Origin of the sequence: Bradyrhizobium sp. BRP23, from assembly GCF_020194135.1 — a bacterium.
Classification (GTDB): Bacteria; Pseudomonadota; Alphaproteobacteria; order Rhizobiales; family Xanthobacteraceae; genus Bradyrhizobium; species Bradyrhizobium yuanmingense.
The window spans coordinates 47,986-65,457 of sequence record NZ_JADYVW010000002.1 but is presented as its reverse complement, the minus strand read 5'-3'; the positions used below and the strand labels follow the sequence as shown (position 1 = coordinate 65,457).

The 17,472-nt window shown below is 65.6% G+C and carries 23 protein-coding genes and 2 pseudogenes; 17 read left to right on the top strand and 8 right to left on the bottom strand.

The annotated features are described in order from the left end of the window. Nucleotides 1-58 precede the first annotated feature (58 nt). The 3 genes from I6F24_RS04535 to I6F24_RS04525 all read left to right on the top strand — a co-directional run bounded on the left by I6F24_RS04535 (nt 59) and on the right by I6F24_RS04525 (nt 1,483). On the top strand, nt 59-307 hold the full coding sequence (locus tag I6F24_RS04535; protein WP_225147583.1) for a PilZ domain-containing protein: 249 nt from the start codon (nt 59-61) through the stop codon (nt 305-307). Nucleotides 308-655: 348 nt separating this feature from the next. Further along, complete coding sequence (locus I6F24_RS04530) at nt 656-1,057, top strand: hypothetical protein (protein ID WP_036027875.1); 402 nt, start codon at nt 656-658, stop codon at nt 1,055-1,057. Nucleotides 1,058-1,159: 102 nt separating this feature from the next. Continuing rightward, entirely contained in the window at nt 1,160-1,483 is a 324-nt protein-coding gene (locus tag I6F24_RS04525; RefSeq protein WP_036013014.1) for a hypothetical protein, read from the top strand. Nucleotides 1,484-1,540: 57 nt separating this feature from the next. Here I6F24_RS04525 and I6F24_RS04520 read toward each other — a convergent pair whose 3' ends face one another. Both I6F24_RS04520 and I6F24_RS04515 read right to left on the bottom strand, forming a co-directional pair. Beyond that, nucleotides 1,541-2,008 (bottom strand): DUF6691 family protein, encoded by a 468-nt coding sequence (locus I6F24_RS04520; protein WP_036013015.1) that lies wholly within the window; start codon nt 2,006-2,008, stop codon nt 1,541-1,543. A 5-nt stretch (nt 2,009-2,013) separates the two neighbouring features. After that, nucleotides 2,014-2,442, bottom strand: coding sequence for a YeeE/YedE family protein (locus tag I6F24_RS04515; protein WP_036027876.1), 429 nt, complete (start codon nt 2,440-2,442; stop codon nt 2,014-2,016). 50 nt (nt 2,443-2,492) lie between these two features. Here I6F24_RS04515 and I6F24_RS04510 point away from each other — a divergent pair. From I6F24_RS04510 to I6F24_RS04500, 3 genes and pseudogenes are all read left to right on the top strand, one after another. Beyond that, nucleotides 2,493-2,630: pseudogene (locus tag I6F24_RS04510) on the top strand (transcriptional regulator); the annotation flags it as partial. 43 nt (nt 2,631-2,673) lie between these two features. Next, nucleotides 2,674-4,110 (top strand): cytochrome c oxidase accessory protein CcoG, encoded by a 1,437-nt coding sequence (gene ccoG, locus I6F24_RS04505; protein WP_036027877.1) that lies wholly within the window; start codon nt 2,674-2,676, stop codon nt 4,108-4,110. Between the two features lie 156 nt (nt 4,111-4,266). Then, nucleotides 4,267-5,436 (top strand): GNAT family N-acetyltransferase, encoded by a 1,170-nt coding sequence (locus tag I6F24_RS04500; protein ID WP_036027878.1) that lies wholly within the window; start codon nt 4,267-4,269, stop codon nt 5,434-5,436. A gap of 4 nt (nt 5,437-5,440) precedes the next feature. Here I6F24_RS04500 and I6F24_RS04495 read toward each other — a convergent pair whose 3' ends face one another. After that, nucleotides 5,441-6,106 (bottom strand): DsbA family oxidoreductase, encoded by a 666-nt coding sequence (locus tag I6F24_RS04495; protein ID WP_036043828.1) that lies wholly within the window; start codon nt 6,104-6,106, stop codon nt 5,441-5,443. Between the two features lie 171 nt (nt 6,107-6,277). Here I6F24_RS04495 and I6F24_RS04490 point away from each other — a divergent pair, with 171 nt between their 5' ends. Beyond that, nucleotides 6,278-7,078, top strand: a complete 801-nt coding sequence (locus I6F24_RS04490) for a thioesterase family protein (RefSeq protein ID WP_225124717.1) — start codon at nt 6,278-6,280, stop codon at nt 7,076-7,078. Here I6F24_RS04490 and I6F24_RS04485 read toward each other — a convergent pair. Continuing rightward, on the bottom strand, nt 7,066-7,887 hold the full coding sequence (locus I6F24_RS04485; protein ID WP_225151186.1) for a helix-turn-helix transcriptional regulator: 822 nt from the start codon (nt 7,885-7,887) through the stop codon (nt 7,066-7,068). The genes I6F24_RS04490 and I6F24_RS04485 overlap by 13 nt on opposite strands. A gap of 40 nt (nt 7,888-7,927) precedes the next feature. Next, complete coding sequence (locus tag I6F24_RS04480; protein WP_225151185.1) at nt 7,928-8,749, bottom strand: helix-turn-helix transcriptional regulator; 822 nt, start codon at nt 8,747-8,749, stop codon at nt 7,928-7,930. A 100-nt stretch (nt 8,750-8,849) separates the two neighbouring features. Here I6F24_RS04480 and I6F24_RS04475 point away from each other — a divergent pair, with 100 nt between their 5' ends. From I6F24_RS04475 to I6F24_RS04465, 3 genes are all read left to right on the top strand, one after another. After that, nucleotides 8,850-9,080 (top strand): hypothetical protein, encoded by a 231-nt coding sequence (locus I6F24_RS04475; protein ID WP_192893150.1) that lies wholly within the window; start codon nt 8,850-8,852, stop codon nt 9,078-9,080. Between the two features lie 33 nt (nt 9,081-9,113). Next, entirely contained in the window at nt 9,114-9,512 is a 399-nt protein-coding gene (locus tag I6F24_RS04470; RefSeq protein WP_225151183.1) for a hypothetical protein, read from the top strand. A 776-nt stretch (nt 9,513-10,288) separates the two neighbouring features. Continuing rightward, nucleotides 10,289-10,564: a hypothetical protein gene (locus I6F24_RS04465; protein ID WP_141697703.1), complete on the top strand. Its 276-nt coding sequence runs from the start codon at nt 10,289-10,291 to the stop codon at nt 10,562-10,564. A 23-nt stretch (nt 10,565-10,587) separates the two neighbouring features. On the opposite strand, the gene I6F24_RS04460 is transcribed toward I6F24_RS04465, so the two are convergent. Further along, the gene (locus I6F24_RS04460; protein WP_225114251.1) at nt 10,588-11,151 is read right to left on the bottom strand and encodes an SET domain-containing protein; all 564 of its coding nucleotides are present in this window, start codon (nt 11,149-11,151) and stop codon (nt 10,588-10,590) included. Nucleotides 11,152-11,313: 162 nt separating this feature from the next. Between I6F24_RS04460 and I6F24_RS04455 the strand changes: the two genes are divergently transcribed. After that, nucleotides 11,314-11,919, top strand: a complete 606-nt coding sequence (locus I6F24_RS04455; protein ID WP_225151181.1) for a hypothetical protein — start codon at nt 11,314-11,316, stop codon at nt 11,917-11,919. Here I6F24_RS04455 and I6F24_RS04450 read toward each other — a convergent pair. Beyond that, on the bottom strand, nt 11,916-12,221 hold the full coding sequence (locus I6F24_RS04450) for a DUF6321 domain-containing protein (protein ID WP_225125314.1): 306 nt from the start codon (nt 12,219-12,221) through the stop codon (nt 11,916-11,918). The two genes, I6F24_RS04455 and I6F24_RS04450, sit on opposite strands and share 4 nt — an antisense overlap. On the opposite strand from I6F24_RS04450, the gene I6F24_RS04445 reads away from it, so the two are divergent. Beyond that, nucleotides 12,187-12,420: a hypothetical protein gene (locus I6F24_RS04445; RefSeq protein WP_225114263.1), complete on the top strand. Its 234-nt coding sequence runs from the start codon at nt 12,187-12,189 to the stop codon at nt 12,418-12,420. The two genes, I6F24_RS04450 and I6F24_RS04445, sit on opposite strands and share 35 nt — an antisense overlap. A gap of 175 nt (nt 12,421-12,595) precedes the next feature. Here I6F24_RS04445 and I6F24_RS04440 read toward each other — a convergent pair whose 3' ends face one another. Further along, complete coding sequence (locus I6F24_RS04440) at nt 12,596-13,327, bottom strand: TetR/AcrR family transcriptional regulator (protein WP_225151178.1); 732 nt, start codon at nt 13,325-13,327, stop codon at nt 12,596-12,598. A gap of 105 nt (nt 13,328-13,432) precedes the next feature. On the opposite strand from I6F24_RS04440, the gene I6F24_RS04435 reads away from it, so the two are divergent. From I6F24_RS04435 to I6F24_RS04415, 5 genes and pseudogenes are all read left to right on the top strand, one after another. After that, on the top strand, nt 13,433-14,830 hold the full coding sequence (locus I6F24_RS04435) for a carotenoid oxygenase family protein (RefSeq protein WP_225151176.1): 1,398 nt from the start codon (nt 13,433-13,435) through the stop codon (nt 14,828-14,830). A gap of 73 nt (nt 14,831-14,903) precedes the next feature. Continuing rightward, nucleotides 14,904-15,167, top strand: a complete 264-nt coding sequence (locus tag I6F24_RS04430; RefSeq protein ID WP_225151522.1) for a hypothetical protein — start codon at nt 14,904-14,906, stop codon at nt 15,165-15,167. Nucleotides 15,168-15,394: 227 nt separating this feature from the next. Further along, a complete protein-coding gene (locus tag I6F24_RS04425; protein ID WP_225151175.1) occupies nt 15,395-15,949 on the top strand; it encodes a septation protein IspZ in 555 nt (184 codons plus the stop codon). 105 nt (nt 15,950-16,054) lie between these two features. After that, a complete protein-coding gene (locus tag I6F24_RS04420; protein ID WP_036013050.1) occupies nt 16,055-16,351 on the top strand; it encodes a hypothetical protein in 297 nt (98 codons plus the stop codon). 17 nt (nt 16,352-16,368) lie between these two features. Next, nucleotides 16,369-17,284 (top strand): annotated as a pseudogene (locus I6F24_RS04415) (SH3 domain-containing protein). Nucleotides 17,285-17,472 lie beyond the last annotated feature (188 nt).

Genomic DNA, 17,472 nt, shown 5'->3' with positions numbered 1-17,472 from the left:
TATTGAGTTTAGTTCAACGTAATTTCTATGCACTACTTCATACTCATCGGCAGGACTGATGCAGATGATTGAGAAGCGCACATCGCAACGTCACCGTGTTTTCAAGGGCGGAAAGATCACGTTCGAAAACAGCGGCATTCCTTGCACGGTGCGAAACATGTCGGCGGGCGGCGCGGCGATCGACCTCGACACTCCCGTCATGTTGCCGCAATCGGTCACGCTCTCGATCGCCTGTGACCATTTCGTACGGCATTGTCGCACAGTTTGGCGCAGCGACAAGCGCGTCGGCCTCGCTTTCGTGCAATAGCGGGCGCGATGTGAACGAAGGTTCGCATCGCGTGCACACCACCATCATGACTGGCTCGCAATCACGCGCGTAACACCCGCGAGCGATGATGAGCCCCGCAACGTCGATCGACTCGACGCGGTCATTGGGCGGGCACTGCGCCTGCGCTGAGGCGGCCCTCAGCGCCAGCACGGCGGCGTGATGACCAGAATCCGCATTACCGCAATCCCCCACCTCTGGGGTACAAGCCAGCCTCCAATCGCGGAATAGCGATGTCCGGGTTCCGGGACCTCAGCAAATCTTGATCGGCCTGGACTTCGTCCGATCGCATTCGTGCCTATCTGTCTGCCCGCAGGGGACCTTTCACGGATGTTGCGGATCATTGCTCATGCGGCGCTGCTCATTGGCGCGCTTGCGCTCGGTGCCTGCGGCTTTGCCGACAGCCGCGCACCGGTGCCGGAATTCATGCGCATGAAGGAGCCCGAGCAGCCGCCGGAAGCGCCGCCCGACGTCAAGCGCGTGGTGCGCGAGCAGATCGACGTCGTCTTTCTCGCAACGTCCTATCCGCGCGAGGTTCACGTCGCTCCGCCGCATCGTGAGCTGCGAGGACCGGGCTGGACCGCGTGCGTCCGCGCGCAGCTCACCTCGGCGACCGGTACGTCGCTCGGCGCCCAGACCTACATCGTGACGATCAACGACGGCAGGGTCGTGGACCGCCGGCGCGCCGACGCCGACGACATCTGCGGCACGGAGACTTACGAGCCGATCTAGGAACCCGCCCCTGACGACAGGTTCCGGGAAAAACCTGTAGATGACCCGGAACGATCACCGCCTCCCCTTCTTGTTACCGCCGAGGGCAGTTTCGAGGAGGACATGATGAGGACGTTGACTATTGCGCTGCTGGCAGGCGTGGGGGCCTTGGCCGCCGCCTCGGGGGCCAAGGCTTCCGATATCTATACGACCAGCGAATACACCAATCCGGATCTCGTGCAGCAGGTGCGACTCGTCTGCGACGAGGATGGTCGCTGCTATCGCACGCGGGGCGGGTCGCGCGTGATCGTGCGCGATTCCTACAATTACATGCCGCGCGACCGCTACTATGAGCGCCGGAGCTATCATCGCCACTACGATGACGGCCCGCGCGCCGGCGTCGGCATTCGCGCGCCCGGCGTCAGCGTCGGCGTCGGTAGCTGGTGAGCGATGAAGGCTTGATGGTCGGAGACCGGGCGAGACTATTCGCCCGGTCCCGTAACCTCAGGTTTCGAGTGGATCGGCCGGCGTGATGTAGCGCGTCGATGACGGCAGCTGAGCGATGAAGCGGGCGAGCACCATGCCGGCGCACATCGCCACGACAAAGATGACGGCGGAGAGCGAGCCAAATCCGAGCGCGGTCAGCGCCGGCCCCGGGCAAAAGCCTACCAGCCCCCAGCCGATGCCGAAGATCGCCGGACCTGCGACGATCCTGGGATCGATGTCTCGCCGCGTCGGCAAATAGAATCGATCAGCGAAGAATGGACGCGGAAGCTTGAGAACGCGGCTGAAGCCGACGAAGGTCACGGCCACCGCGCCCGCCATCACGAAGGCGAGGCTTGCATCCCATGTCCCTGCCTGAATGCCGGCGACGTCCAGGAAGTTCAGCACCTTTGCGGGGTTCGACATGCCGGAGACGATGAGGCCGAGGCCGAAGATCAGCCCAATCGCGAATTGAACCAGGATTGCCATCGCCGTCAGTTCCAGTGCCGCATCAAGACCACAGTCGCCATGCCGGCGGCCATGAAGGTGATGGTCGCAACCAGCGAGCGCACCGACAGCCGCGACAGGCCGCAAACGCCGTGGCCCGAGGTGCAGCCGCTGCCCCACACCGAACCCAAACCCGTGAGCAATCCGCCGATGATCAGGAGGGCCGGCCCCGCCGCGATCGTCTGCTCCGGCAGACCTCCGGTGACGAGCCGGACCAGCACGGGCGCAGCAGCAAGACCGGCGACGAAGGCAAGGCGCCCAGCGAGTTCGCTGTCCTCATAGGGCGGAAACAGCCGCGCCGCGATGCCGCTGACGCCGGCGATCCGACCCGTTGCCCACATCAGCAGAACGGCCGCGAGGCCAATCATCGCACCGCCAACGAGCGACGCGATCGGCGTAAAAGACGTCGTGACCATGACCTCTCCTGAGCGAGAGCGCCCTTGCGTAGGGCGCAAATACCATGGGCGCGCTATCCCAGCATCTCGGAAAGATGCGCGCATTGAGCTTGGTCAAACCAAAGCGGGACGGCCAAACGATATACTACAACATCGCGAGCCCGAAAGTCCGCGCAGTGCTGGAGATTCTTTGCCGGCTCTTCTGCGCCGGCAAGTCGGACTCTCGCCTTCGCAAAACGCGGGGAGCATGGGATGACCGACGACACCTTCATCGAGGGGCCTCTCTACGAGAAGCGGAAGAAGGTCTACCCGCAGTCGGTCAATGGCCCTTTCCGCCGCATCAAATGGGCGATCCTGTGCGTCACGCTCGGAACCTATTACCTGCTGCCGTTCGTGCGCTGGAATCGCGGACCCGGCCTGCCCGACCAGGCCGTGCTGATCGACTTCCCGCATCGGCGCTTTTACTTCTTCTTCATCGAGCTGTGGCCGCAGGAGGTCTATTATTTCACCGGTCTCCTCATCATCGCGGCGATGATTCTGTTCCTGATGAACGCGGTCGCGGGACGGCTGTGGTGCGGCTACATGTGCCCGCAGACGGTGTGGACCGACCTGTTCTACGCGGTCGAGCGTTGGGTCGAGGGCGACCGGCGCGAGCGCATGCAGGGCGACAAGCGCTACTGGACGTTCGACCACCTTCGCAAGGTCGCGCTCAAGCACTTCCTCTGGATCATGATCGCCTGGTGGACCGGCGGCGCCTGGGTGCTCTACTTTTCCGACGCGCCGACGCTGGTGAAGGAGCTCGCGACCTTCCAGGCCCCGTTCATCGCCTATCTCTGGATCGGCATCCTCACCGCTACGACCTATGTCTTTGCCGGTCACGCCCGCGAGCAGATGTGCATCTACATGTGCCCGTGGCCGCGGATCCAGGCAGCGCTGACCGACGAATGGGCGCTCAACGTCACCTATCGGCGTGACCGCGGCGAGCCGCGCATGTCGGTGAAGAAGGCGGATGCCGCGCGCGCCCATGGCGATCCCGCCGGCGATTGCGTCGACTGCCATCAGTGCATCAATGTCTGCCCGACCGGCGTCGACATCCGCCACGGCATCCAGCTCGGCTGCATCCAGTGCGGCCTGTGCATCGACGCCTGCGACAACGTCATGCGCGAGATCGGCCGGCCCCAGGGCCTGATCGGCTACGACACCGACATCAACATGCAGCGCCGACGCGAGGGCAAGCCGGCGATCTACCGCATCATCCGTCCGCGCACGCTGATCTATGCCGCGGCCATCGCCATTGTGGGCAGCATCATGCTGTACACTCTCGCCACTCGCGCGACGATGGACGTCAACGTACTGCACGAGCGCAATCCCCTCTTCGTCCAGCTTTCGGACGGCGGCGTGCGCAACGACTACACCGTGCGTATCCTCAACAAGAGTGCACAGCGATCGTTTGCGCTCGAAGTCTCCGGTCTGCCGGGCGCGACCATTCGCGTCGCCGGCATCGAGGCGGAACCTGGCGGCAAGCCCATCATCGAGGTCGGGCAGGATCAGACCCGCGAGGTCAGGCTGTCGGTACAGGTCGGGCCCAGCGACCTGCCGAAGACCTCCCGCGACATCGAGATCACCATCACCGATACCGCCAGCGGCGGCCGCGCGAGCACCCGCGATCATTTCGTGCCGGGAGACTAGCCACGATTCCTCAGGGTCACCCCCGGCCCGATGCTGAATGGAATGTTAACACTACCGCTCGAATTGCAGCGGCGTGCCAACGGTATTTTCCAATCTTTGCGCTAAGCATGGCCGGTGGCATCGGGCCCCAGCTCGTGTGAACGGGGACGACGGGACGTGGTCGACATCGCGCATCAGGCTGCGATCAATCCGGCATCGGCAAGGGATGCCGCGATGGCGCGCGCGCCTGTTCCGCTTGCGGCCGTCGACACCGGCCAATGGCGCGCGCTGGCGCAGCGGGCGATCGAGCCGAACGGATATTACCTGCCCGCCTGGGAGCTCGCCGTCAGCGCAACTGCGCGCGGTCGCACGGATGCCTCGGCACTGTCCGCATTTGACGGCACTTCGGCCCGGCTGATCGGCCTGATGCCGGTGGTCTCACTCTGGCGCGCCCTAAAGATCCCCCTGCCCGCCCTGGTGAGCGCGCATCCCTATGGCACGCTGTGCAGCCCGCTGCTCGACCGCGACGCTCCGCTCGAAGCCGCTGCGCGTCTGCTGCAGCAGGCGCGCGAGGCCGGCGCGCATGCGCTCGTGCTGACCGACGTCGCGCTCGATGGCGCAGCCATGGCATCACTCAACCAGGTGCTGAAGCGCGACGGCCTGAAGCCGAGAATCCTCAGCTCCTACATCCGCGCCAGCCTCGATGCGACGCAGGATGGCGACACGCTGTTGCGCGAGGCGCTCGGCGCCAAGAAGCTCAAGGAGCTGCGGCGCCAGCGTCACCGTCTCGAGGAGCACGGCCCCGTCGTGTTCGAGATCGCGCGCAGCTCCGACCAGATCGGACGTGCGCTCGAAACCTTTCTGCAGCTCGAAGCGAGCGGCTGGAAGGGCAAGCGGGGCACCGCGCTGGTCCAGCATCCGGGCGACGCGACCTTCATTCGCCGCGCCGTGCCGGCGCTGGCAGAGACCGCGCAGTGCGAGATCGTCACCCTTCGCGCCGGCGCGACGCCGATTGCCGCCGGCATCGTGTTGCGCCATCAGGATCGTGCCTTCTTCTTCAAGCTCGGGATCGACGAGCGCTTTGCAAAATATTCGCCGGGCGTGCAGCTCACGCTCGACCTCACCCGCCATCTCTGCGCCGACCCCGCCGTCGCCAGCGCGGACTCGACGGCGAATGCCGATCACCCCATGATCAACCCGATCTGGCGCGGACGCCTCGCCATCGGCGATGTGCTGATCCCGCTGCGGCGGCACGACCCGGTCGTGGCGCTCATTCACGGCGCGCTGGTCGGCCTCAACGCCGCGCACGAGGCCGCGCGCGGCGTGGTTCGCCGGCTCCGAAAATAAAAAGCTACTCCGCCGCCTGCGCGTTGATCTCCTCGGAGACCTGTCGGATGGCGCGGGCAAGCAGGTTCGGATCCTGCGCGCCGGAGACGGCGTACTTCTGCGCAAAGACGTAGGTCGGCACGCCGGAGATGCCCTTGTCGGCGGCTTCCTGCGCATCTGCCGAGACGCGCGCGACGTCCTCGTCGGTGGCGAGGCGCTTGCGCACGTCGTCGGCATCGAGGCCGATGTCGGCGGCCGCCTGCACCAGCACGTTCACATCGGTGAGATCGCCGCCATCGCGGAAGTACAGCTCCATCAGGCGCTGCTTCATCTCAGGCGCCTTGCCGATCGCTTCCGCCCAGAGGATCAGGCGGTGGCAGTCAGTCGTGTTGGGCTGGCGCGCCACGAGCTCCGGCTTGTAGACGAGCCCCTCCTCGCTCGCGGCCGCGACGACGCGTCCCGCAATGCCCTTATAGGCTTCGACCGAGCCGAACTTCTGGGTGAGATAGGCCTCGCGGCTGATGCCCTCGCGCGGCACCCAGGGATTGAGGAAGAAGGGACGGAAATTGAGCTTGACCGGAACGTCAGGCACCAGCGCCAGCGCGCTCTCGATGCGATGCTTGCCGATATAGCACCAGGGGCAGACCACATCAGAGACGACGTCGATCTGGAGCGGTTTCAGCGTGCTCATGTCAGGCGCCTCCTTCGGGCACTTCGAGGGTCCGCCCGAACATAGGCCGAACCGGAGGCGGCGCAAGGCACCCGTCCTGCATGGCTCACGACTTCACCTCTGCGGTTATTGTGACCGGTTCTCCCCGCCCCGATACTCACGGCCACGATCAAGCCCAAAGAGGAGACCGCGATGAACGCCATTTTCGAGCCGGAAGGCGATCTGTTCCGGGCCACCGAGCATGCCGGCGGGCCGTGGTCGCCGGACATGCTGCAGGGAAGCGCCACCACCGCGCTGATGACCCGCGAGGTCGAGCGCCTCGCCGCCAAATCCGGCTTTGCGGTGCGGCGTCTGACCTTCGATCTGTGGCGGCCGGCGGGCCTGCGCCTGTTCAGGGCGGTCAGCGAGCTGCTGCGCGACGGTCGCAAGGCCAAGACCCTGCAGGTGCGGCTGATGGACGGCGAGACCGAGATCGGCCGCTGCACGGCGCTGCTGACGGCGCCGAGCGGCGAGTCGCCCATCGATCCCTTCGCAAGGCCCTTGGCCCCCGACAGTGGGCCCGAGGCCGGCAGCCCGCCGCCCGCCTTCGCGCAGAAATGGAGCCGTTATTTCCAGAACGTGTCGGTGCGGCTCATCGAAGGCGCGCTGGAGAAGCCGGGCCCGGCGGCGGCCTGGATGCGGCTCGATGCGCCGCTGGTCGAGGGCGAGCCGAACACGCCGCTGCTCCAGGCGGTGCAGGCGGCGGACTTCTCCAGCGGCGTCGCGCAGATCGTCGACATGCGCCAATGGACCTTCATCAACCCGGAGATCAGCCTCTATTTCTTCCGTCCGCCCGAGGGCGAATGGATCCTGATCCGCGCCGCGACGCGCGTCGGCGCCCATGGCGCGGGCCTCACCACGGCGACACTGAGTGACCGCAACGGGCCGTTCGCGGAGGTGATGCAGGCGATGAGCTTCGAGCGGCGCGAAGCCGTGCAGGCTCAAGCGTCCTGATCTGCAAGCGCGACCAAGGCAGCCTCGGAGGCGGCATCAACAGGCATGAACATCTCGACGCGAAGCTCCTGCAGCGTGACGTCCTGCGGGGTGCCGAGCGTCAGCACCGCACCGATCAAACCAACGCCGATATCGCCCTTGCGCAGGCGCACCTCGCAGAGCGGCCCCGGGGCCGCGTTGTCCTCGGTCGCCTCAGGCAGCTGCGGCAGCCGCATCAATTCGCGCCAGGTCGATTGCAGGGCCTCATCGAGCGGCGCGGCCATCGCCTCATGCCGCGCCCGTGCCAGCAGCGCGGCCGCAACAATCGGCCAGTTCTCGACGAACGGCTTGAGCTCGTCGGGAGCGAGGAACATGCGCATGTGGTTGAGCGGCCGCTGCATGCGTAGAGGGCCAAGCAGCATGGTCATCAGGCGCGAGGCGGCGCGATTGGCCTGCATCACGTTCCAGCGCCGGTCGGTGACGATTGCCGGGAACGGCTCGTGACGGAGAAGCAGAAGATCGATGGCACGCCGCGCCTCGGCAAGCTCCGGCGCCGACAGATCGCGCTCGCCATATTGCCGCGCGAAGCCGCCGGCCTCGAGCAGCGCATTGCGATCACGCAACGACAGATCGAGCGCCGACGCGAGCTGCAGCAGGATGTCCCGGCTGGCCGCCGCCTTTCCGGTCTCGACATAGCTCAGATGCTTGACCGAAATGCCGGCCTCGAACGCCAGCTCCGCCTGGCTCAATGCACGACGGGTGCGCCAGCCGCGCAGGAGATCGCCGATGGGATTGGCCGGCCGCAATCGCCGGAAGGAGCGTGTGTCCATCCGCCGATTATGCGAGCGCCGCTCCGTCGTGTAAACGGCGCTAGCGCAGCCCTGCCGCCATCTGCTTCAGCCGTTCGGCGGTGCGCTCGTCTGCCGGAAAGAACGTCTCCAGCGCCAGCTCCGACAGGGTGATGTCGACCGGCGTGCCGAACACCATGGTGGTGGAGAAGAAGCTGAGGATCTCCCCGCCATGCCTCAGCTTGAAGGGGATCGCGACGTTGTCGGCTGGCAGCGGCGCCGAGCGCGCCGGAATCGGATAGCTCTTCAGATCGTTGTACAGCTTGATCAGCTCCGGATCGGCCGTCGCCTCGCACTGCCGGTGCAGCCGTTCCAGGAGATGCCCGCACCACTCGGCGAGATTGACCGTGCGGGGCGCCAGCGCCTCGGGATGGAAGGCGAGCCTGAGCACGTTGATGGGCTGGCCGAGCAGATGCTGCGGGATGCCCTCGAGCAGCGGCGCCACCATGCGATTGGCGGAGACCAGGTTCCAGTGCCTGTCCACCGCAAGCGCCGGATTGGGTTCATGGGCTTTCAAGACGAGGTCGATCGCCGCACGGGCTGATTTCAAGGCGGGATCCTCCAGCGGGCGCTGCGGAAAGGCCGGTGCGAAACCGGCCGCGACCAGCAGCACGTTGCGTTCGCGCAAGGGTACGTCCAGGCGCTCGGCGAGCCTGAGCACCATGTCGCGCGACGGCGCGGCGCGGCCGGTCTCGACGAAGCTCAAATGCCGCGCCGAGATTTCGGCTTCGCCGGCAAGATCGAGCTGGCTCATGCGGCGGCGCTGCCGCCATTCCCGCAAATGGTCGCCGATATGGACCGGCTGGCTGCGTTCGGTACGTACGGTGGATGCATGTGCGTTCATGATCAAAAACTAGCACGCGAATTTAGGCGCTTCCATTACCACCGAGGTAATCGAAATGGGGGACGAGCACGCGCATCTTTGGTCGCAACAGGAGATGACCATGATCGCATTGCTGCTCTACCGGACCGTCGCAGACCACGTCTTGCCCTGGGCCATGGCGTTCGCAACGCGGATGCTGGCGCGCAGCCTCAACATGCCGGAGCCGCTGCTGCATTCGACCGGCGACTATGTGGTCGCGCAGGTCATCGCCTTCGAGCACGGCGTCGGCAGGAGCCTCTGCCCGTTCCGGCTCGCCCGTCTGCTCCGCGCCTGGTGGCGCGGTCGGCGCTAAAGTTCCACCCCAGCCCAACCAAGGAGACCTGAGATGATCGATGCATCCACCTTCCTGCGCCGCGCCCTCTTCGCCGACGCCGTCTTCAGCGGCGTCGCCGCGCTCGGCTTCACCTTCGGCGCGAGCGCTTTCGCTGCGCTGTTCAACCTGCCCGAAGCGCTGCTGCGCGAGAGCGGCCTGTTCCTGATTGCCTACACCGCCCTGGTCGGCTGGCTCGCCTCGCGGGCCACGGTCGCGAAGTCGCTGGTGCTGCTGGTCGTGATCGGCAATGCCGCTTGGACCGTCGGCAGCATCGCGCTGCTGCTCTCGGGCGCGGTGTCGCCGAACCTCGCCGGCGAGCTCATGGTCGTCGCGCAAGCCATCGCCACCGGCGTATTCGCCGAGCTGCAATATGTGGGCTTGAAGAGGAGCGGGCGCGCCGTCGCGGCGTGATCGCTTCGTGGCGGCTCCGCGGCGCAAACCGGGGAACGCGACGGCTTCGTCATATCGGATCGTATCCGGATGCATGCATGACCTCGCGTTCTCGCAGCGGATTTCGCCCGAGCTTTGCTTCGTTGCTTGCGCCCTTCGGTTGCCGGAGGGCGCAGGGAAGGCCGGGCGCCGGCGGCACCCGAGTCCGTGTACAAGGACATGCACACGGGGTGGACCACAGGTGTTGCCGGTCGCCCGGCCTTCCCTGCGCGGATGGTTTTAACGGTGTCCTTCGTGCTCTCCTCGGGGAGCGTTGCACTATTGCCCCCGTCGCCTTGCGGCTTCTCTGATGCGCGCACCCGGTCAGGCCGCCGCATCACCTCCGTCCGCGGACGATTTGGCCTCGGCGCCCGGGACTTAGTGTGCGCACCCCAGACCATCAACCAAATCGCGTTGACCGCGCCGTGTCGTATGCGCATCGCCTGAGACTCACGGTTGCCCGCCCTGTCCTCACGCAAATCGCGCCGGCGCTACCGCGTCCACCGCACCCCGGCCCGCATCTCGTGACGATCGCGAAGCGCCCCTCTGGCAGGGCCGGGATGGCGGACGTATGCCACAAATCCGAAATTCGGAAAAGCGATATATTTCTGTGCGACGAGATTGACAGATTTTGGGTGTTTTGCCCGACGCCTCGCCGGTAGGCAGCGAGTACGGCGAGTGGCGCGGAAAAGCGATGGGTTTCGCAAGACTCAATTCATCTACGGGGCCTGAGGCGCACGCGCAGCGAGCCTCGAAGGATGAACGATCCCGATGCACGCGGGCCGTCGCCCTTCGAGAACCGTCGAAGAGGCGGCCGCCTCAGGGCGACGGTGCGACATCTGAACGCGCTGTATCAACAGCGTCATTGCGAGCGCAGCGAAGCAATCCAGAGTCTTTCCGCGGTGGGATTCTGGATTGCTTCCGCCTTCGCCAAGGCTTCGGCGGACAAGTCGCTTTCGCTCGCAATGATGGAGTGGTGGAGACTCCGCTGCATTTCAGCCGGCAGCCTGAGGATCAATCAGGGGGACTCGTGAAAGCCGGTGGGTGCTGCGCGAGGCTACGCCTTGGCGCGACCGACCTTGCCGGGGAAGTGCTTGCCGTTCAGCTTCTTCTTTTTCGTAGCCGTGCTTTTCGCGCCCGCCTTCTGCGCCTTGCGCTCGGCCCGCGCCTTCACCTTGGCGGCTTCGGCCCTCGCCTCGGCGCGCAGCTTCTTGCGCTTCTTCTCGCATGAATCGCATTTGCAGCCGATCGGCTTCAGATAGGCTTTGAAATAGTCGGTGCCGTAATCGTAGTTGATCTCGTCGCCCGGCTCGATGTTCCTGATGGCGCGGATGAACACCTTGCGCTCGCGCGGGCGGACGTCGGACTCGGCGTTGGGCCGGCAGGAATGGTTGATGTAGCGGGCGAGGTTCTTGCGCACCGAGCCGTCGATGGTCCAGCGCCCGTTGAGCTCGAACAGATATTTGTTCTCGATCTCGTCGTGCTCGGGAATCCGCGAGTCCAGAATCGGTCCGAAATAGCGGATGATCCGGGTCCCCTTCTTGATCGGCTTGGTGGCGAAGAGGCCGAGCCCGGTCTTGGAGCGGCCGACGCGATAAGGTTTGTTCGAGGTGGCTGGCATGATCGAGAAAATGAGAACGCGAACGAGGCAGGAGGAGCCCAAGCGAAGCCGCTCTTGTAGAACGATTCCGCGCTTCTGTCAGGTATATCCCAACCCTGTTTGAACCTTGCCCACAATCAAGACGTCTGATGGAACGAAGTTCCCAGTCCATCAAAGCCTCACATGAACCGTATCACTACTATTGGCTTGGCCGTCCTGATGGCTTGCATCGGCCTGAACAGCGCCGACGCCCAATCCCTGGGCAGCAGCTACACCTCGACGGCACCAAAAGATTGCCGGCAGATCGGCAAGCCCGGCGCGCTCGACGGCAGCAGCACGCGGGTTTGTCCGGGCAAGGACGGCCTGATCGTGCTGATCGCCGAGGACGACCTTCGCGAGATCGTCGCGGTCGGACGCAACCGCAAGGCAGCAGCTGAGGAACCGGCGACAAAAGTCTGGTTCGCCCCGTTCAATTCGTCGGAGACGACCATCGAATGGCGCGCTGACGGCGCAAGGCCGTTCGCGATCATCCAGCGCTGGCACATCGCCGACAATTCCGATCCCGACAAGCAGGGGCGGCCGAACACCAAGGCCATGCTGGTGGTGACCCGGCTGCCGCCGGGCCCGGTCTGCCACGTCGCCTATGTCGACGCGATCGCCAACCCGAACGCGAACGAGCTCGCGCGCAAGGCCGCCGACGATCTCGCCCGCGGCTTCGCTTGCGGCAAGGACGAGGTCAAGATCATCGGCACACGCGGCCGCGCCGTCGAGCTCGCGACAATGCGCTAGGCATTGTCCTTGATGCGGCGGTAGCGCGCCAGCAGGCGCTCGCCCTTCGCGGCAATGCGCCTGGCCGCTGCCACCGTCCTCGGAACAGGCTCGCCCCAGGCATGTGCCGACAATGCGTGCCGGGTCGGCTGACCCTTGGCATCGACCAGCGGTGGCACTTTGGCGCGGCCGTAGAAGCGAACCGCCCAGCTTCCCTTCCGGCGCATTTCCTGCGGGGTCATCTCGGATTGTTTCTTGGTGACGCCTGGTCGCAGATGGGAACCCTGCTTGCGGGCGAAAGCCTTTCTGCCAGCTGCTGTCAGCCCGCCCCGCGGATCCTTTTCGCGCGCGGAGGCGACGCGCTTGCGCGAGGACTTTGAGGTCTTCTTTGCGTTACGCTTGCCGGTTTTCCTGACAGATTTCTTCGCAGACTTTGCCTTGGAGGATTTCGACTTGGAAGGCGTCTTCCTCTTGGAGGTCTTCTTCGCTGCCACGCGCATGTTGTCCACGAGGTTGGGATAGCGTCGCCCGGCGCGGCGGGCGCGTGCCTTCGCCGCCGATTTCTGTGCAGGACTGAGATGCTTGGATGCCTTACCCGCGCGTTTACGGGGGTTGGCACGTTTCCAGGGAGAGCGCGATGCCTTTGCCATGGCGCATCAACGCTTGAATAAAGCAAGAGTTGCGTCACACCTGGTGATCAGGAGCCGGGCAGCTTACCGGTCACTGGAGCGGTCAGCATCGTCTCGAGCAGCCGCTCGGTAGTCGTTCCCTCCGGCAGGCGCGCGAGAATGTCCTTCAGCCGTCCGTCGAGTAGCAGCATGGTGAAGCCGTGAACCAGCGACCAGGCCCGTGCGATCGCGGCGCCCTGGTTCAGCGTCAGCGCATCGCCGCTGATCTGCTCCTGCCGCATCATGCCGACCGCATTGGCAAGTCCGGCGAAAGAGGCCTCGGCCGCCTCGTGCAGCGACGGCCTCGAATAGTCCAGCCGCTCGGTGCGGAACATGATGCTGTACATGCCGGGATGGGCCTGCGCATAGGCGATGTAGGCTTTCGGCCGCGCCAGCGCGGCTTCGAGCGGCGTGGTGGCGGCATCGGATGAAGCGGCCATTGCCACGTTGAACTGGCGGAAGCCGACGGCCGCGAGCTCGCTGAGCAGGCCCGTCAGGTCGCCGAAATGATGGGTAGGGGCGGCATGCGAGACGCCGGCCTCGCGCGCCACCGCACGCAATGTCAGGCCGGCAAGCCCGTCGCGCTCCAGCACCCGTTCGGCGGCCTCGAGCAGCGCTTCGCGGAGCGCGCCGTGATGATACGGCGTCTCGGTCTTGGCGCTTCTGGCGCGCCGCGCGGTGCGCGATGCCGCGGTCGAGGTGGTTTTTCTTAGGGTACGCGGGCTGCGCGCCGCGTCGCCCTTGGTGTCTGTCTTGGCCATTTGCAAGCTATATGACGCAATATTGACAGTGTAAAGATTTCGCTTGACGAAAGCTGCGATCGGGTCTATCCAATCTTTACGATGTAAAGATAGGGAGGATTCGCCGTGCAGCACGACGCCATGGCCGAGCGCAGCAACAATATCGCGCCGATCCCGTTCGAGGCCGACGCGCCCTTCCTGAGGATCGTCGGCGAATTGCCGCGCGAGCTGAACGGCACGCTCTATCGCAACGGCCCCAATCCGCAGTTCGACTCGCCCGGCGCGCACTGGTTCGTCGGCGACGGGATGCTGCACGCCTTCCATCTCGAGAACGGGCGCGCCAGCTACCGCAACCGCTGGGTCCGCACGCCGAAATGGCTCGCCGAGCACGACGCCGGCCGCGCGCTGTTCGGCGGCTTCGGCCGCAAGCTGCCGGATGCGCCGGCAAACCTGACCGATGGCGGCGTCGCCAACACCAACATCATCTTCCACGCCGGCAAGCTGCTGGCGCTGGAAGAAGCGCACCTGCCGACGGAGATCGAGCCGGGCACGCTGGCGACGCGCGGCTATCACGACTACCAGGGCCGCGTCGCCGGCAGTTTCACCGCGCATCCCAAGATCGATCCCGTCACCGGCGAGCTGGTGTTCTTCGGCTACAACGCTGCGGGCCCGCTGACGCCTGCCCTCTCCTACGGATCGATCGACGCAACAGGCAAGGCGACGCGGTTCGAGCGGTTTGAGGCGCCCTATGCCAGCATGGTGCACGACTTCATCGTCACCGCGAACCATGTGCTGTTTCCGATCCTGCCGATCACGGGCAGCATGGAGCGCGCGATGAGCGGAAAGCCGCCCTATGCCTGGGAGCCGGACAAGGGCGCCTATGTCGGCGTGATGAAGCGCAGCGGCACGGCCAAGGACATCGTCTGGTTTCGTGCCGAAGCCTGCTACGTCTTCCATGTCATGAATGCGTGGGAGGACGGGAGCCGCATCGTCGCCGACGTCATGCAGTTCGAGGAAGCGCCGCTGTTTCCGCATCCGGATGGCCGCCCCACCGATCCCGAGAAATCGCGCGCCCGCCATTGCCGCTGGACCTTCGATCTCGCAGGCAATACCGACCGCTTCCAGCAGACGTATCTCGACGATCTCACCGGGGAATTCCCGCGCATCGACGATCGCCGCGCCGGGCTGAAGAGCCGTCACGGCTGGTACGCCTGTGCCAATCCGAAATTGCCGATGTTCGGCGCGCTCGCAGGCATCGTCCATGTCGACGGCAACGGCAGGCGGCTCGGCCAATACCTGCTGCCGGCCGGTGACACCATCTCCGAGCCTGTTTTCGTCGAGCGATCCAAGGATGCTGCCGAAGGCGACGGCTGGCTGCTCGCGGTGGTCTGGCGCGCACGCGAGAACCGCAGCGATCTCGCCGTGTTCAATGCCACCGACATCGAGGCCGGCCCCGCGGCCTTGGTGCAGCTCGGCCACCGCGTCCCCGACGGCTTCCACGGCAATTGGGTCGGCGCGGCGTAGCCCTCGCCAATGGGACGCGAGGAGATCGCGACCCCGGAATCCACGTGGATATTGCGTGGTCAAAGAAAGCCCGATGCACATGCTCTCGATCACCGCGGACTCCATCGCTGTCCTCGCCCCGGCCGGCGCCGTACTTGCATGCCTGGCGATGCGACTGCGCCGGCGCAGCCTCACGTTCTTCGAAGGCGGCGCCCTGCTCGCGGCCGGCCTTCTGCTCGCCGCCGCACTCCCCATGGTGTCGCGCCTGCCCTGGACGGGGCTGGTCGACGAGATGACCGGCCAGCTCGTTGCAGCATTTCATTTTCTGGAGGTCGTTTACGTCGTCTTGACGTTGTGATGTGGTTGAGCCGGCGCGGCTCCCTGTCTCGACCATCGCGGTCTGCCTATTGCGGTTCCGAATCCTGCGCTGCTGGCCCTAGCCTGGCATTCTGGTCGGTTTGAGGGGTGCCATGCGCCATGTCGCAGCGGCGCGGTTGTCTTCACAAAGTGATATGCCGGGCATCGCCGGATCAAGTAGGGTGCGGCAGTCTGCGCCCTGCCCACGACCGCGAAACAGGAATGACGATGAAGGACGTATTCGCCCGCCTCGCCTCCGACCTCCTCTCCGTTATCATCTTCCTGGCCGTCTATCTCCTCACCGACAACGTGATCCTCGCAACGGCGGTGGCGATTGCCGGCGCGTTCGCGCAGGTGCTCTATGCGCGCCTCAAGGGACAGCCGCTCCACTACATGACCTATGCGAGCCTCGCTCTGGTCATCGTGCTCGGCGGTATCACGCTGCTGACCAACGATCCGCGCTTCATGCTGGCAAAACCCTCGATCGCACATTTCGCGATCGGCGCGATCATGCTCAAGCGCGGCTGGATGCTGCGCTACATGCCGTCCGTCATCGTCGAGACCGTCCCGGAATATGTCACCATCGCGGGCTATGCCTGGGCGGCGCTGATGTTCGTGATCGGCGCCGGCATGATGGCAGTCGCCGCCACCGGCGATCTGAAGCTCTGGGCGTTCTATCTTATGGTGGTCGCAGGCGGCGCCAAGATCCTGGCTTTTGCCGTGCAGTACTTCGTTCTGCGGCTGATCGTAACCAACCGCCGACGTGCCGCTGCCCGCGCCTAAATGCCCTACCGGAGCGTTAGGCAGGAGCTGCGAGTTGGGTTATAGGCTCGGCCAGGGACGGCCGCGGATCGTCGCGGACCGCCGCAATCTGTTCGGGAGACGGGAATGGCCGTAGACGGCAACTGGAATCTGACCATGACGACGCCGATGGGCGAGCGCCAGGCGACGCTGAGCCTGAAGGCTGCGGGCGGCACGCTCACGGGCACGCAGGGCGCGGAAGGCAATACCACCGAGATCTTCGACGGCACCGTCTCCGGCGACAACGTCTCCTGGAAGGTCTCGATCGACAAGCCGATGCCGCTCACGCTCGAATTCACCGGCACGGTCTCCGGCGACAGCATCAGTGGCGAGATGGGCATCGGCCCGATGGGCAGCTTCCCGTTCACGGGCGCGCGGGCGTAAAGCCACGCGCTGCACCGATGCGTGCGCTCCTCCTCATCGCGGCGGCAGTCCTGTCTGCCGTAGCACAGGCCGCGCGCGCAGGTGACAGCGAACCGGCGTGGCGCGCGAGCGCGCTCGCCTTGGTGCCGGCAGGCTATGTTGCCGGCACCGCTTATCGAACCGAGGGGTCGACCGGTTATCTCGCGGTCTATCCCGCGACATCGAACGATCCGAAGACACCGGGGAGCGTCTTTGCGGCGCGCCAGGTTCTGGTCGTCACGCTGACTGCGGACGCGACGCGGGCGACGTCAGCCGAGCTGAAGCCGCGCACCGGGCCGGCCCCTGATAACGACGACAATGATTTCGCCGGGATGCACGCCGAGCTCGCCGCCAAGCGCGCAAAGCTGCCTGCTGGCACCGAGCCCTGCGATCTCGGCGCCTGGTCCATCGACAAGGATTCCAGCGGCCTCAACGTGCGCGCCGAGCCGTCGATCAAGGCGCGCGTGCTTGGCACATTGCCGCCGCCCTACCGGCTGAGGCTCGGCGGCGCCGAGAACACGCCCGAGGGCGGCTGGCTGACCGAATTCCGCATCATCGGCTTCAGGGACGGCTGGTTCCTGATCGAAGACGCGAGGCCGCCGGGCAAGGACTATGAGGACGAGACGCGATATCCGCGCAGCGCGCCGAGGCCCTATGCCGGGCGCGGCTGGGTCGCCTCGAACAAGGTCGGCGCGAACTATGCCAATGGCACCACGCGCATGGGCGGGCTGTTTCAGGCGCCCTTCATCGATGCCAAATGGATGCCGGCCCAGCGCGAGCTCGGCGGGCCGCACCGACGGCGGCCCGAAGCGCATCTTCGCCTGCAGTGGGCTCTGGGGTCTGGTCGAGAGCCACGACGGCGTCCGCGGCTGGTGGCGCGCGCTGTGCTCCAACCAGGTCACGAATTGCAGTTGAGGCGCTGAAGCATTGGCTTCGTCATGGCCGGGCTTGTTGTTCACCCATCCACGGCTTCTTTGCGGCACTAAGAACGTGGATGCCCGGGCCTTCGCCTCGCCGAAGCGGCTTCGGCCGCGCAGGCGGGACAAGCCCGGGCATGACGATCATTGTTACGGCACGAGCATCTTCCCCCGCGCGCGTGCGGG

Bases quoted from the DNA above. Each gene is read 5' to 3' on its own strand.
- I6F24_RS04535 (WP_225147583.1), top strand. From the start codon at position 59: ATGCAGATGATTGAGAAGCGCACATCGCAACGTCACCGTGTTTTCAAG.
- I6F24_RS04530 (WP_036027875.1), top strand. From the start codon at position 656: ATGTTGCGGATCATTGCTCATGCGGCGCTGCTCATTGGCGCGCTTGCG.
- I6F24_RS04525 (WP_036013014.1), top strand. From the start codon at position 1,160: ATGATGAGGACGTTGACTATTGCGCTGCTGGCAGGCGTGGGGGCCTTG.
- I6F24_RS04520 (WP_036013015.1), bottom strand. From the start codon at position 2,008: ATGGCAATCCTGGTTCAATTCGCGATTGGGCTGATCTTCGGCCTCGGC.
- I6F24_RS04515 (WP_036027876.1), bottom strand. From the start codon at position 2,442: ATGGTCACGACGTCTTTTACGCCGATCGCGTCGCTCGTTGGCGGTGCG.
- ccoG (WP_036027877.1), top strand. From the start codon at position 2,674: ATGACCGACGACACCTTCATCGAGGGGCCTCTCTACGAGAAGCGGAAG.
- I6F24_RS04495 (WP_036043828.1), bottom strand. From the start codon at position 6,106: ATGAGCACGCTGAAACCGCTCCAGATCGACGTCGTCTCTGATGTGGTC.
- I6F24_RS04490 (WP_225124717.1), top strand. From the start codon at position 6,278: ATGAACGCCATTTTCGAGCCGGAAGGCGATCTGTTCCGGGCCACCGAG.
- I6F24_RS04485 (WP_225151186.1), bottom strand. From the start codon at position 7,887: ATGGACACACGCTCCTTCCGGCGATTGCGGCCGGCCAATCCCATCGGC.
- I6F24_RS04480 (WP_225151185.1), bottom strand. From the start codon at position 8,749: ATGAACGCACATGCATCCACCGTACGTACCGAACGCAGCCAGCCGGTC.
- I6F24_RS04475 (WP_192893150.1), top strand. From the start codon at position 8,850: ATGATCGCATTGCTGCTCTACCGGACCGTCGCAGACCACGTCTTGCCC.
- I6F24_RS04470 (WP_225151183.1), top strand. From the start codon at position 9,114: ATGATCGATGCATCCACCTTCCTGCGCCGCGCCCTCTTCGCCGACGCC.
- I6F24_RS04465 (WP_141697703.1), top strand. From the start codon at position 10,289: ATGAACGATCCCGATGCACGCGGGCCGTCGCCCTTCGAGAACCGTCGA.
- I6F24_RS04460 (WP_225114251.1), bottom strand. From the start codon at position 11,151: ATGCCAGCCACCTCGAACAAACCTTATCGCGTCGGCCGCTCCAAGACC.
- I6F24_RS04455 (WP_225151181.1), top strand. From the start codon at position 11,314: ATGAACCGTATCACTACTATTGGCTTGGCCGTCCTGATGGCTTGCATC.
- I6F24_RS04440 (WP_225151178.1), bottom strand. From the start codon at position 13,327: ATGGCCAAGACAGACACCAAGGGCGACGCGGCGCGCAGCCCGCGTACC.
- I6F24_RS04430 (WP_225151522.1), top strand. From the start codon at position 14,904: ATGCACATGCTCTCGATCACCGCGGACTCCATCGCTGTCCTCGCCCCG.
- I6F24_RS04425 (WP_225151175.1), top strand. From the start codon at position 15,395: ATGAAGGACGTATTCGCCCGCCTCGCCTCCGACCTCCTCTCCGTTATC.
- I6F24_RS04420 (WP_036013050.1), top strand. From the start codon at position 16,055: ATGGCCGTAGACGGCAACTGGAATCTGACCATGACGACGCCGATGGGC.